Consider the following 12,685-nt stretch of genomic DNA (forward strand, 5'->3'; position numbering starts at 1 on the left):
CGCCGGCGCATACCGCCCGTCACTCATCCTCGTCACACCCCCATCCTCCCCCGGGACGTTCAGCAGCCGGACACCTCCACCAAGGCGCAGACCACCTTCCCCTCCGACAGCGGCTCCCACCACCAGCACCGCGCCAACTGCCGCAGCATGACGAGCCCCCGCCCGTGCTCCCCGGGCTCCCGCCGCACCCGCCGCACCCGCCGCCCGAAGAACCCCGGGTGCGAATCACTGACCCGGATCACCACGGCACCCGCCTCGGCCACCTGGATCCCGACACCGACGACCTGCCCACCGGCATGCGAGACCGCGTTGGTCACCAGCTCGGTGACCACCAGCTCCACTTCGAGCGGATCGGCGAGCTCGATGCCCCACGCTCTGATCTCCGCCACCGTTCTGTGCCGCACGTAGCCGACGGCTTCGTCCCGCGAGGGAACAACCCATGAGACCTGTCGGGATTCGGTCCTGATGGACGGCACCGGATGCCTCCTATGAGATCACGCACCGACACGGGCCACGACGATGCCCCCACGTATCGCTACCTCCGGCAGCATGCCTCGGCGCTCTCAAGGTGGGCAATATGCCCAGTAGATTTTCCCCCATTCGAGTTGCTCAAGGGTCTCCAGGTGGCACACTGCTGCCCATGGCATGGAAGAGGAACCCGGCACCACCATCGGTGTACCGACGTCAGCTCTCCGCTCGCTTCAAGGAGTTGAGAGCGCAGGCCGGCCTGACACTGACCGAGGTGTCCGCCGTGGTGGAGGTCAGCCAGGGCTCGCTGAGCCGCATCGAGAACGGCGACCGTGGGACAACCCCGGTCCTCGCGAAGGCTCTTCTGGACTGCTACGGCATAACCGACCCTGCAGCCCGCGAGGACATCCTCGACCTGGTCCGCGCCGACGCGGCGCAGCGGCAACCGTGGTGGAGGAAGTACTCCGCCGTCATCAACACGACCAAGTACGGCGGCTACCTGGCCCTGGAGTCCAGCGCGAACTCCCTCCGGACCTACGAAACCGAGCTCGTTCCCGGTCTCCTGCAGACCGAGGAATACGCCCGGCAGGTCATCGCCAACATGCGCTTCGACCTCACTCCGCAGCAGATCGAAGCCCTCGTCGAGGTGCGGATGGGTCGCCGCCACCTGCTGGAGGGCGAGAACGCCATCAAGCTGTGGGCCGTGATCGACGAAGCGGCGCTTCACCGGATTCCGGAACCCGCCGTGCTCTGCGGCCAACTCGAGCACCTGCTCGCCGTGGCAGAGCGGACGAACATCACCGTGCAGTTCCTGCCCTTCAGTGCGGGACTCCACCCCGGCCTCGACGGCCCGTTCGTTCTGATGGGCTTTCCCGACCCCAACCCGGAGGTCGTGTGGATGGAGAATGGCCCCAACTCGGTGTACTTCGAGGGTGCGGACGAGGTCGATCACTACACCGAGGTCTTCGACCACCTGCGAGCGCGCGCTCTCGGCCCGCCCGAGACCCATGCCCATCTGACCAGCTTGCTCAAGGAGAAGCGCACGTGATCAACAAGCCCGACCCCGCCGAGATCGACTTCTCCGATGTCATCTGGGAGAAGTCCCCGTTCAGCGGCGGCAGCGACAACTGCGTCGAGTTCGGCGTGATCGGCCGGTTCATCGCCATCCGCGACTCCAAGACTCCGACACAGACCCCGCTCGTCTACACCCGCGCCGAAATCGCCGCCCTCCTCGACGGCGCGAAGTCCGGCGCCTTCGACCACCTGCGCTGAACCCACTCCCACGGCCGCCTTCGTCGCGCACGACGAAGGCGGCCGAAGTCTTCCCGCATGTCGCGCCCATGCGGAAGGACCACCTCCATGGGCAAGCCGGTTCCCCCAACCTGCCGGGTCCGGCCTCGCTCGATCGCGGCCGGCGTTAATCCGGAGGCACCCGCGCGACCCCTCCGGTTAGGGTGACGCCAGTCCCCGGGCGGCCGTCTACCGCCCGACCCAGTGGCGCGACCAACGCGCCCGCAATCAGGGAGTTGCCGTCATGACGCGTACCCTCGTCGCAGAACTTTCCAGCCACATCGACGGGACGGTCACCGTCTACGGCTGGATCAACACCCTCCGCCTCCAGCGACGCATGCAGTTCGTGCTGGTCCGCGACCACACCGGCCTCGTCCAGGTCACCCATGCCCGGGGCGGTGAGGGCGACGGGATCGAGGCGGCCTTCGAGGGCGTCACCACCGAGTCCGCCGTGAAGATCACCGGCAAGGTCGTCGGCAACCCCCACGTCAAGCTCGGCGGGCTGGAGATCGTCCCCGAGCGCGTCGAGGTCGTGTCGCGCGCCGAGCCGAAGCTGCCCGTCGACGAGAAGACCGGCCTGGACCAGCGTCTCGACTGGCGCTTCCTCGACGTCCGCAGGCCCTCGCAGCAGCTGGTGTTCGCCGTCCAGACCACGGTCGAGCAGGCCATGCGCGAGGTCACCGCCGAGGAGGGCTTCACCGAGCTCCACACCCCGAAGCTCATGGGCACCGCTTCCGAGTCCGGGGCCGAGGTCTTCCAGGTCGACTACTTCGACCGCACCGCCTACCTCGCCCAGTCCCCGCAGTTCTACAAGCAGATGGCCATCGCGGGCGGCATCGACAAGGTCTTCGAGATCGGCCCCGTCTTCCGTGCCGAGCCGTCCTTCACCTCCCGCCACGCCACCGAGTTCACCGGCGTCGACGCCGAACTCGCCTGGATCGACGGCGTGGAGGACGTCATGGCCTTCGAGGAGCGGCTCCTCCGGCGCGTCCTCCAACGGGTCTCGGAACGCCACGGCGACGCCGTCGCCGAGCACTTCGGCGCCCGGGTCGTCGTCCCCGAGGCGCCGTTCCCCCGAATCACGATGGCCGACGCCCTCGCCAGGCTCCGGGCCACCGGCTGGGACCCCGAGGGGGTCAAGGAGGACCTCGACCCCGAGGGCGAGCGCAGGCTCTCCGCCCTCGTCGCCGAGGAGTCCGGGCACGAGTTCGTGTTCGTCACCCGCTTCCCCGCCTCCGTCCGCCCCTTCTACCACCTGCGCCCCGAGGACGACCCCACCGTCACGGAGTCCTTCGACCTGCTGTGGAAGGGCGTCGAGATCACCACCGGCGCCCAGCGCGAGCACCGCCACGAGCGCCTGGTCGCCCAGGCCCGCGAGAAGGGCATGGACACCGGGCCGCTCACCGGCTATCTCGACTGCTTCCGCTTCGGCACCCCGCCCCACGGCGGATTCGGACTGGGTCTCGGCAGGCTGCTGATGCTGCTTCTCGACGCCCCCAGCCTCCGCGAGGTCACGTTCCTGTTCCGCGGCCCGCACCGCCTGGAGCCCTGAGCCCTGAGCCGGGGCAGACCGGAGCCGAGCATTGCGCAGGAAGTCGGCCACGCCGACTTCCTGCGCAACAGGAGAACCCAGGACTACGCCGCGTCCAGCTCCGCCAGGAAGTCCAGCGCGACCGCCCAGGTCTGCTCCGCCGCCTCCGCGTCGTAGTCCGGCAGCTCCGGATCGGTGAAGAGGTGCCCGGCGCCGCGGTAGCGGTGCACCTCGACGTCCGCACCGGCCTTGCGCATCCCCAGGTACCAGGCGTTCAGCCAGTCCTCCGACTCGAAGGGGTCCGGCTCGGCCACGTGCAGCTGGACCGGGATCGCGGTGGCCGCGTCCTCCCGGATGTCCGAGGTGCCGTGCAGGAGCAGCAGACCGACGGCCTTCTCGTCGGCGAGCGCGAGGTTCTGGGCGAGCGAGCCGCCGAGCGAGAAGCCGGCGTAGACGAGCGGCGTCCCGGCGCCCAGCAGCGGGGCGGCGGCCCCGACGGCCCGGCGCAGCAGTTCGTCGCTGCCGATCTCCTCCTTGTGGGCCATGGCCTCCTCGACGTCGTCGAAGGTCCGCCCGTCGAAGAAGTCGGGGGTGTGCACGGTGTGCCCGGCGGCGCGCAGCCGGTCGGCGGCGACCTGGACGGCGGGGCGCAGGCCGTACACGGAGTGGAGGAGCAGGACGTGTGCCACGGGCGGGACTTCCTTGCGACGGGGGCCGGAACAGCCTCCCATCATCGCGCATGTCCGCCGGGTGACCGCACCCACCCGAGGGGGTGGCGGGACGTCACGTCGTGGTGAAGCGACAACGAACAGTCAGTTCAGCATATGGAACACCGCGTTACCCGCCGGTAGCCTGTCCGCCGTGACTGACCTTGTCAATGACATGACCGCCGCCCGCCCCCTCCGACGCCAGGTGCTCAAGGCCACCGCCGCCGTCGCGGGCGCCGCCGCCCTGCCGCTCGCCCTCGGCGCCTCCGCCCAGGCCGCCACCGCCCCGCAGTTCCTCCACGGCGTCGCCTCGGGCGATCCGCTGCCCGACGGCATCCTGCTCTGGACCCGGGTCACCCCCGCCCCCGAGGCGGTGCCCGGCTCCGGCCTCGGCGCCGGCACCGAGGTCCGCTGGGAGATAGCCGCCGACAAGGGCTTCACCCGGATCGCCGCGAGCGGCACCGTGACCAGCGACGCCGCCACCGACCACACCGTCAAGGTCGACGTCCGCGGCCTCGCCCCGGACACCGCCCACTGGTACCGCTTCACCGCCGGCGCGACGGTCTCCCCCGTCGGCCGCACCCGCACCACCCCGGCCACCGACGCCGCCCTCGACCGGCTCCGCTTCGGTGTGGCCTCCTGCGCCAACTGGGAGGCCGGCTACTTCTCCGCCTACCGCCACCTGGCGGCCCGCGGCGACCTCGACGCCTTCCTCTTCCTCGGCGACTACATCTACGAGTACAAGAGCGGCGAGTTCTGCGCCCGGGGCTCCGTGGTCCGCCCGCACGCCCCCGTCCACGAGATCCTCAGCCTCTCCGACTACCGCACCCGACACGGCCGCTACAAGACGGACGAGGACCTCCAGGCGCTGCACGCGCAGGTCCCGACCATCGCGATCTGGGACGACCACGAGTTCGCCAACGACGCCTGGTCCGGCGGCGCCGAGAACCACACCCCCGGCACCGAGGGCGACTGGACGGCCCGGATGGCCGCCGCCAAGCAGGCCTACTTCGAGTGGATGCCGGTCCGCCCGTCCATCGCCGGCACCACCTACCGCCGCCTGCGCTACGGCAAGCTCGCCGACCTGCACCTGATGGACCAGCGCTCGTTCCGCTCCCAGCAGGTCAAGGTCGGCAACGGCGACGTCGACTCGGCCGACCGCACCCTCACCGGCCGCGCCCAGATGGACTGGCTGAAGTCCGGCCTCTCCGCCTCCGACACCGCCTGGCGCCTGATCGGCAACGAGGTGATGATCTCCCCGGTCGCCCTCTTCTCGCTGCCGGACTACCTGCTGCGCCCGCTGGCCAAGCTGCTCGGCCTGCCCGGCGAGGGCCTGGCGATCAACACCGACCAGTGGGACGGCTACACCCACGACCGGCGCGAGCTGCTCGGCCATCTGAAGTCGAACGGCATCACCAACACGGTGTTCCTGACCGGCGACATCCACTCCGCCTGGGCCTCGGACGTCCCCGAGGAGGCCGCCACCTACCCGCTGTCGGGCAGCGTCGCCACCGAGTTCGTGGTCACCTCGGTCACCTCGGACAACATCGACGACTTCCTCAAGGTCGCGCCGCAGACCCTCTCGCTGGTCGCCGCCGCCGCGATCAAGGGCGCCAACCGCCACGTCCAGTGGGTCGACCTCGACTCGCACGGCTACGGCGTCCTGGAGGTCACCCCGGCCCAGACCCAGATGGACTACTACGTGCTCTCGGACCGGACCCGCAAGGACGCCACCACCAAGTGGTCGCGCTCCTACCGCACCAGGTCCGGCACCCAGCAGGTCGAGCGGGTCCACTCCCCCGTCAAGTAGTCCCGGAGCGGTCCCGCGAACGACGGACCCCGCCCGCCGTCCCCCGGCGGGCGGGGTCCGCCTCTCCCACCGTCAGGACACCACGTCCTTGCGTGCGAAGCCCCGGAACGCGAGCGCCAGCAGCACCACCGCGTAGGACAGCGACAGCGAGACCCCCTGCACCATCCCGCCCCACTCCATCCGGGGCTGCAGCGCGTCCGCCCACGCCCACTGCCAGTGCGCCGGCAGCCAGGCCCGCAGGTCGCCGAGGGCGGTGATGGCGTCCAGCACCCCGGCGACGATAGAGGCGAACACCGCCCCGCCGACCGCCCCCAGCGGCGCGTCCGTGGCGGTCGAGAGCCAGAACGCCAGCGCCGCGATCACCACCTCGCTGAGGAACACGAACGCCACCGCGACCGCCAGCCGGGGCAGCGCCTCGCCCGCCGTCAGGCTCGCCCCGGCCGGCAGCCGCAGATCGCCCCAGCCGTACGCGGCCGTGCCGACCGCCAGCCCGACCAGCGGCAGCAGCACCACGGCCGCCGCCGAGAACAGCAGCCCGACCAGGAACTTGCGCATCAGCAGCCGCGCCCTCGGCACCGGCGCGGCCAGCAGGTACCGCAGCGAGGACCAGCTGGCCTCCGAGGCCACCGTGTCGCCGCAGAACAGCGCGACCGGGATCACCAGCATGAAGCCGGTGCCCATGAAGAGCATGGTGGTCGCGAAGTTCGGCCCGGACGAGGTCGCGAGCTCGATGAACGTGGTCCGGTCGGCCCGCCCGGGCGTCCCGGCCACCGCGAACGCCGCCAGCACGACCAGCGGCATCGCGGCCAGCACCCCGCCGATCACCATCGTGCGGCGCCGCCGCAGCTGGCGGACCACCTCGACCCGGAACGGCAGCGTCCGCCCGGGCCGGTAGCCGGCCGCGTGATCGGCCGACACCTCAGCAACCGCGGCACTCACGCCGTACCTCCGATCAGTGACAGGAACGCGTCCTCCAGCCGGCGCTGCGGCCCGGCCGACTCCACCGGCACCCCGAGCCGCACCAGCTCGGCCAGCAGCCGGCTCGCCGGCATACCGTCCAGCCCGACCAGCAGCCCGCCCTCCACGGCCTCCGCCGTGTCGACCCCGTCCAGCGCGGCGACCTTGTCGGCCGCCGCCGCCAGCTCCGCCGCGCCGTACGACGCCGCGGTGCCGATCAGCAGCTGCGTGCCCGCGCCGACGATCTCCGCGACCCCTCCCGTGGTGACCAGCCGGCCCCGGTCCATCACCACCAGGTCGGTGCAGCTCTGCTCGACCTCGGCCAGCAGGTGGCTGGAGACGATGACGGTCCGCCCGGCCGCCGCGTACCGGATCATCACCTCGCGCATCTCGCGGATCTGCGGCGGGTCGAGCCCGTTGGTCGGCTCGTCGAGGATCAGCAGGTCCGGCAGCCCCAGCATGGCCTGGGCGATCGCCAGCCGCTGCCGCATGCCCTGCGAGTAGGTGCGCACCGCCCGGTCCAGCGCCTCGCCGAGCCCGGCGATCGCCAGCGCCTCGTCCAGGTGGGCGTCCGCCTCCGGACGGCCGGTGGCCTGCCAGTAGAGCCGCAGATTGGCCCGCCCGGTGAGGTGCGGCAGAAAGCCCGCGCCCTCGACGAAGGCGCCGACCCGGGAGAGCACGGGTGCCCCGGGCCGGATCAGGTGGCCGAAGATCCTGATCTCGCCGGCGTCCGGCCGGATCAGCCCCATCAGCATCCGCAGGGTGGTGGTCTTGCCGGCGCCGTTGGGGCCGAGCAGACCGAGCACCTGGCCCCGTTCCACCCGGAAGCCCAGGTCACGGACGGCGTACCGGTCGGCGGCGCCCTTGTAGCGCTTGCTCAGACCGGTGATCACCAGCGGCACCCCGGCGAGCTCCGGCTCGTACGCGGGTCCGTGGGCGCGCCGCCCGGCCCTGGCCGCCCGCAGCCGCGGCACCAGCACCAGCCCGGCGGCCAGCGCGAGCGCGACCAGCGGCAGCACCCAGGTCCGGTTCGGCAGCGGCGCGGCCTCGGTGACCAACCCGTCGACGGTGGGCAGGACGACCGGCCCGGTGATGGCGGCCCGGTAGGTGGCGGGCTCGACCGGCGAGGCGTACGCGAGGTCGGTGGAGGCGAGCACCAGCCGCAGCCGGTGCCCGGCGTCGAAGGTGTGGTCGACGGTGGGCAGCGCCACGGTGACGCTCCGGCCGTCGGGGGCGTCCGCCCCGGTCACCCGCAGCGGGGCGGACAGCTGCTGCGGCAGGCTCTGCTTGCCGTCGGGGGCCACGTCGTACAGCTTGGCGAAGAGCACCGCGTCCGGCCGGTCGGCCCGGACCCGGACCGGCACCGTCGGCTGCCCGGTCAGGTGGACCGAGGAGTCCAGCGGCGCCGACTCGAAGGTGGCGAACTGGCCGGGGAAGTCCAGCGCGAGGCCGGCGCCCAGCGCGGACGCCTGGCCGAGCAGGCCGCCGAGGCCGGGCACCGCGGAGATGTTGGACGGCGCGCCGCCGGGCGGATTGGCGAACGCCTGCTCGGGCTCGCCGTCCGGGGACTTCAGCTCGAACTGCCGCGAGCCGGTGCCGCCGAGGCCGGGGTAGCTGTCGGCGGTGGCCCCCCGCAGCACCGCCTGGAAGCCGGTCGAGTCGACCCCGCCGGTCCGGGTCACCCGGAACGCCGCGCCGGAGCCGGCCGCACCGTCGCCCGCGCCGCCCCCGGCACCCTTCAGATAGCGGTCGAACCAGGCCGTGACCCGGTCGTCCACCCGGTCGCTGGTGTCGGTCGCGCCGTCGTGCCCGCCCGCGAACCAGTCGACCGCCACCGGAGCGCCGTTGGCGGCCACCGCCTTGGCGATCGCGTCGCCCTGGTCGAGCGGGAACAGCGAGTCCTGCTGGCCCTGGACCACCAGCGTGGGCACCTTGAGCCGGTCCGCGACCGAGGAGGGGCTGGACCGGTCGAGCAGGGCCACCGCCTCCGGGTCGGCGTGCCCGGCGGTCGCCACCCGGTCGTACATCCGGCACAGCTCGTCCAGGAACCGCCCGCAGCCGACCTGCCCGCCGCCCTGCTCGGGGGCGAGGGCCGGACGCGCCGCGCCGCCGGACGGGCCGAGCTCGCCCACCGAACCGGTGGTGAAGAAGATCCCGGACCACAGCTTCTTGAACACGCCGTCGACCGCGCCCGAGCCGCGCACCCCCTGCGGGAACAGCGCGTCGGCCAGGTTCCACCAGGTGATCGCACTGGCCACGGCGTCGATCCGCCGGTCGTACGCGGAGCCGAGCAGCGCCACCGCGCCGCCGTAGGAGGCGCCGGTGATGCCCACCCGGGGGTCGCCGGGCCCGTCCAGCTGGACCTCGGGGCGCTGCGCCAGCCAGTCGACCAGGTGCTTGACGTCCTCGACCTCGCGGTCCGGCGCGTTCAGCCCGATCTTCCCGCCGGAGCGCCCGAAGCCGCGCGCCGACCAGGTCAGCACCGCGTACCCCTGCCGGGCGAGCTTCCTGGCGCGCTCCCGCTCGCCCTCCTTGGAGCCGCCGAAGCCGTGCCCGAGCAGGACGGCGGGGCGCGGGCTGCTGCCGGTGCTGAAGAAGGAGGTGTCGAGCTGGACGATCTGCGAGCTGCCGGGGGTCTCGGCCATCGCGAGGAAGCGGTCCTCCTGGCGGACGGGCTGTTCGCCCCCGGCGGCGACGGCCGCGGCCGCCCCGACCGCGACGACGGCCGTCAGGGCCACCGCCCCGGCCACCAGTCTCCGTCCGGCGACCGTCCCACGGCCTCGCCACCGGCGCCACGCCCCACCGAGCTCCATGGGCGTGATCGTAGTCGCCCCCGGAGTAGGCGTCCGATAAGAACAGCGGCCCCCGGGAGCTCTCCCGGGGGCCGTGCCCTGCCTGTCGTACCCGAGCCCTGCAGCACCAGGCCCGTCGTCCGGCGCGGAATCCCGGTGCCGTCCTGCGCCGGTCCCCGCGCCGCCTACCGGCTCCGGCTCAGCTCTCCGACGCGATGATGTCCAGCGCCTTCCGCAGGTCCGCGGGGTACTCGCTGGAGAACTGCACCCACTCGCCGTCCGACGGGTGCTCGAAGCCGAGCGAGACGGCGTGCAGCCACTGCCGGGTCAGCCCGAGCCGCTTGGAGAGGGTCGGGTCGGCCCCGTAGGTGATGTCGCCGACGCAGGGGTGGCGCAGCGCGGACATGTGCACCCGGATCTGGTGGGTGCGGCCGGTCTCCAGCTTGATGTCCATCAGCGAGGCGGCCCGGTACGCCTCGATGAGGTCGTAGTGGGTGACGGACGGCTTGCCCTCGCGGGTGACGGCCCACTTCCAGTCCGCGCTGGGGTGGCGCCCGATCGGCGCGTCCACGGTGCCGCTGAGCGGGTCCGGGTGGCCCTGGACGAGCGTGTGGTACTTCTTCTCGGTCACCCGGTCGTGGAACTGCCGCTTGAGGTCGGTGTAGGCGCGCTCCGACTTGGCCACCACCATCAGCCCGGAGGTGCCGACGTCGAGCCGGTGCACGACGCCCTGGCGCTCGGCGGCGCCGGAGGTCGAGATCCGGTAGCCGGCCGCGGCCAGCCCGCCGATCACGGTGGGACCGGTCCAGCCCGGGCTCGGGTGCGCGGCGACGCCGACCGGCTTGTCGACGAGCACGATGTCGTCGTCGTCGTGGACGATGCACATGCCGTCGACCGGTTCGGCGACGATCTGCACCGGCGCGGCGGGGGCCGGGATCTCGACCTCCAGCCAGGAGCCGGCGGTGACCCGGTCCGACTTGCCGGCGACGGCCCCGTCGAGCGTCACCTTGCCCTCGGCGGCCAGCTCGGCGGCCTTGGTCCGGGAGAAGCCGAACATCCGGGCGAGGGCGGCGTCGAGGCGTTCGCCCTCCAGGCCGTCGGGAACGGGGAGGCTTCGGGTCTGCGCTGCGGTACTCACCCGTACGAGTATGCCGGACGCGCGGGCTCCCGCCCGCGCCATGCCCGGCGGGGAGCGGGGGCCGCCCCGCCCTGCCCGCCGCTGTCCGCCCTACTCGCCCTTGTCCGCCCGCTCGCCCTTGTCCGCCTGCTGGTGCACGGTGCCGTCCGGGTTGCTGCCCCGGAAGGAGAGCAGGACGACCAGGATGCCGCCGCAGACGATCGCCGAGTCCGCGAGGTTGAACACCGCGAAGTGCTGGACGGAGATGAAGTCGACCACGTGCCCGCGGAAGACGCCGGGCGAGCGGAACAGCCGGTCGGTCAGGTTGCCGAGCGCGCCGCCCAGCAGCAGGCCGAGCGCGATCGCCCAGGGGAGGCTGTACAGCCGCCGGGCGATCCGCCAGATCACCACGATGACGGCCGAGGCGATCATGGTGAAGACGACGGTCAGCGCCTGCCCCATGCCGAAGGCGGCGCCGGAGTTGCGGATCACCTGGAAGGTCACCACATCGCCGATCACCTTGATCGCCGAGTGGTTCTCCAGCCGGGCCACGACCAGGAGCTTGCTGCCGAAGTCGATCAGGAAGGCCAGCAGCGCGACGACCAGGAGCACGCCGATCCGCCTGCGCCCCTTCGGCTCCTCCGCCCCGGCCGGCTCGACCGGCAGCGGCGTCGGGGCCGGCACCGGAGAAGAGGCCGGAGAAGACACCGGGGAGGACGCGGGGGCCGCGGCCGCCGCCTCGGGGGCCTCCGGCCGGGCCGGGGCCCCGTCACCGGGCCCGGCGGCGTCCCCGGCCGGGGCCACGACGTCGGCGGGCGTGGGGACGGAGTCGTCCCGCGTCTGGGGGGAACCTTGCGTACTGATGATCCGCTCCGCTGCCGTGACGTGGGGGGCCGAAGGGCCGGTGGGAAACCCGATCTGCGACGGATCATCCGACGGATCAGGCGACGTTACGGGGTCGAGCCTACGGCAAGCCCGACCCCTCCCGTCGTCCCGGTCGGCCGCCCGGAGCGGTCAGCGGCGTTCCTGCTTGGCCTTGCACTGGACGCAGAGCGTCGCCCGCGGGAAGGCCTGCATCCGGGCCTTGCCGATGGCCTGGCCGCAGGACTCGCAGATGCCGAATCCGACGCCCTCAAGCCGGGCCAGCGCGTGCTCGGTCTGGGCGAGGCTGTCGCGGGCGTTGTTGGCCAGCGCCACCTCGCTCTCGCGCGAGATGTTCTTCGTACCGGCGTCCACCTGGTCGTCGCCGGCCCCGTCGTTGGAGTCCCGCATCAGACCGGTGATGGCCGCCTCGGCCGCGTCGATCTCCTGCTGGAGCCGCTCCAGATCGTTGATCAACTCGGCGTGCAGCTCGCGCACCTCCTCGGAGGTCCACGGGTCCTCGCCGGAACGGACCGGCAGCTCGGCCGGGTCGACCGACTCGGCGCCGCCGGTACGGGCGGCGGCCCCGGCCCCGGCGGGGGTACGGGTGCGGCCGGGGGCCACGAGAGCGGTGTCGGTGGTGTTCTTGCGCCGTGCGGTAGTGGTCACGGTCCCCTCCCCTGGATCGCCTGCCACGGCCTTGCGTGCCCGCTTGGTGGCGGTACCCGCGACGGTTGTCTTCTCAGCCATGGCTTCGACCCCATCTACGAACGAATCCAGCCGCCGGTTCCCGGCGGCCTCCAGTGCCGGAACGATAATCCCGATCAAAAATGGTCACAACATGACATACCGACGCCTCACCATGATCCCACCCAGCCAGCCGCCACACGCGACACGCCCATCGCGCCGAACAGAGTTGTGCCCCCCGCCCCGGCGCGCCGAAACCGACTTGCGACGGCCGATACACTGGGGCCTGCAAGGCGCAGATGGGGACGAGTACCGCAGTACGCAGCCACCAGCGACCCGGGGACGGTGCGAGCCCGGGGGTGTGCACCGCGCGAAGATCACCCCGGAGCCGCCGGAAGAACGGTCCGCGATCCCCTTCGTCGGTCCGCTAGAGCCGGCAGCAAGCCCAAACAAGAGGGCCGCGGA

11 protein-coding genes are annotated in these 12,685 nt (G+C 72.4%); 4 read left to right on the forward strand and 7 right to left on the reverse strand.

What is annotated here, in order from left to right:
• Positions 1-59 precede the first annotated feature (59 nt).
• Positions 60-476 carry an ATP-binding protein gene (locus tag OG715_RS13110; protein ID WP_266268872.1) on the reverse strand — a complete coding sequence of 139 codons (417 nt, stop codon included), beginning with the start codon at positions 474-476 and terminating at the stop codon, positions 60-62.
• Positions 477-640: 164 nt separating this feature from the next.
• On the opposite strand from OG715_RS13110, the gene OG715_RS13115 reads away from it, so the two are divergent.
• From OG715_RS13115 to aspS, 3 genes are all read left to right on the forward strand, one after another.
• Positions 641-1,516 carry a helix-turn-helix domain-containing protein gene (locus OG715_RS13115; protein ID WP_266268873.1) on the forward strand — a complete coding sequence of 292 codons (876 nt, stop codon included), beginning with the start codon at positions 641-643 and terminating at the stop codon, positions 1,514-1,516.
• Positions 1,513-1,740 (forward strand): DUF397 domain-containing protein, encoded by a 228-nt coding sequence (locus tag OG715_RS13120; protein WP_266268874.1) that lies wholly within the window; start codon positions 1,513-1,515, stop codon positions 1,738-1,740. Before OG715_RS13115 ends, OG715_RS13120 begins: the two co-directional genes overlap by 4 nt.
• Before the next feature lie 262 nt (positions 1,741-2,002).
• A complete protein-coding gene (gene aspS / locus OG715_RS13125) occupies positions 2,003-3,310 on the forward strand; it encodes an aspartate--tRNA(Asn) ligase (protein WP_266268875.1) in 1,308 nt (435 codons plus the stop codon).
• Between the two features lie 83 nt (positions 3,311-3,393).
• Here the strand turns inward: aspS and OG715_RS13130 are convergent, their stop codons facing one another.
• A complete protein-coding gene (locus tag OG715_RS13130; protein WP_407660971.1) occupies positions 3,394-3,978 on the reverse strand; it encodes a dienelactone hydrolase family protein in 585 nt (194 codons plus the stop codon).
• A gap of 193 nt (positions 3,979-4,171) precedes the next feature.
• Between OG715_RS13130 and OG715_RS13135 the strand changes: the two genes are divergently transcribed.
• A complete protein-coding gene (locus tag OG715_RS13135; RefSeq protein WP_266271659.1) occupies positions 4,172-5,806 on the forward strand; it encodes an alkaline phosphatase D family protein in 1,635 nt (544 codons plus the stop codon).
• A 72-nt stretch (positions 5,807-5,878) separates the two neighbouring features.
• On the opposite strand, the gene OG715_RS13140 is transcribed toward OG715_RS13135, so the two are convergent.
• The 5 genes from OG715_RS13140 to OG715_RS13160 form a co-directional block, all read right to left on the reverse strand.
• The gene (locus tag OG715_RS13140) at positions 5,879-6,745 is read right to left on the reverse strand and encodes an ABC transporter permease (protein ID WP_053648146.1); all 867 of its coding nucleotides are present in this window, start codon (positions 6,743-6,745) and stop codon (positions 5,879-5,881) included.
• Complete coding sequence (locus tag OG715_RS13145) at positions 6,742-9,576, reverse strand: alpha/beta fold hydrolase (RefSeq protein WP_266268876.1); 2,835 nt, start codon at positions 9,574-9,576, stop codon at positions 6,742-6,744. The genes OG715_RS13140 and OG715_RS13145 overlap by 4 nt, the downstream gene beginning before the upstream one ends.
• A gap of 178 nt (positions 9,577-9,754) precedes the next feature.
• On the reverse strand, positions 9,755-10,693 hold the full coding sequence (locus tag OG715_RS13150) for an RluA family pseudouridine synthase (RefSeq protein ID WP_266268878.1): 939 nt from the start codon (positions 10,691-10,693) through the stop codon (positions 9,755-9,757).
• A 90-nt stretch (positions 10,694-10,783) separates the two neighbouring features.
• Positions 10,784-11,590, reverse strand: coding sequence for a signal peptidase II (gene lspA / locus OG715_RS13155; protein WP_407661105.1), 807 nt, complete (start codon positions 11,588-11,590; stop codon positions 10,784-10,786).
• A 96-nt stretch (positions 11,591-11,686) separates the two neighbouring features.
• A complete protein-coding gene (locus tag OG715_RS13160) occupies positions 11,687-12,202 on the reverse strand; it encodes a TraR/DksA family transcriptional regulator (protein WP_266268880.1) in 516 nt (171 codons plus the stop codon).
• Positions 12,203-12,685 lie beyond the last annotated feature (483 nt).

This window comes from Kitasatospora purpeofusca (assembly GCF_036010405.1).
Classification (GTDB): domain Bacteria; phylum Actinomycetota; class Actinomycetes; order Streptomycetales; family Streptomycetaceae; genus Kitasatospora; species Kitasatospora purpeofusca.

Bases quoted from the DNA above. Each gene is read 5' to 3' on its own strand.
- aspS (WP_266268875.1), top strand. From the start codon at position 2,003: ATGACGCGTACCCTCGTCGCAGAACTTTCCAGCCACATCGACGGGACG.
- OG715_RS13115 (WP_266268873.1), top strand. From the start codon at position 641: ATGGCATGGAAGAGGAACCCGGCACCACCATCGGTGTACCGACGTCAG.
- OG715_RS13135 (WP_266271659.1), top strand. From the start codon at position 4,172: ATGACCGCCGCCCGCCCCCTCCGACGCCAGGTGCTCAAGGCCACCGCC.
- OG715_RS13145 (WP_266268876.1), bottom strand. From the start codon at position 9,576: ATGGAGCTCGGTGGGGCGTGGCGCCGGTGGCGAGGCCGTGGGACGGTC.